Origin of the sequence: Chromobacterium alkanivorans, assembly GCF_016937655.1 — a bacterium.
Classification (GTDB): domain Bacteria; phylum Pseudomonadota; class Gammaproteobacteria; order Burkholderiales; family Chromobacteriaceae; genus Chromobacterium; species Chromobacterium alkanivorans.
In genome coordinates, this window is record NZ_JAFHKL010000057.1 from 1 (window position 1) to 312 (window position 312).

The following is a 312-nucleotide window of genomic DNA, read 5'->3' on the forward strand; positions in this document are numbered from 1 at the left end:
TGCTGGAAGGCGGCGACGGCAACGACACCCTGGTGGGCAGCGAAGCCGGCTACTGGCGCGAAGAAGGCGACACGCTGCGCGGCGGCGCCGGCAACGACCTGATGTCGGTTTCGTCCACCAGCTGGAACAATGTGTTCGAAGGCGGCAGCGGCAACGACACCATGACCGGCGGTTACGCGCGCGATTTGTATCTGTTCAACCTGGGCGATGGTCAGGACCTGATCATCGACAAGGGCGATTCTAGCCGGCCGGCCGGCGATTACCGCGACGAGATCCGCTTCGGCGCCGACATCAAGGAAAGCGATATCCAGG

General features: G+C 63.8%; 1 pseudogene. It reads left to right on the forward strand.

Going from position 1 to position 312, the window contains the following annotated elements:
• Nucleotides 1-312, forward strand: a pseudogene (locus tag JW897_RS24190) (hypothetical protein); the annotation flags it as partial.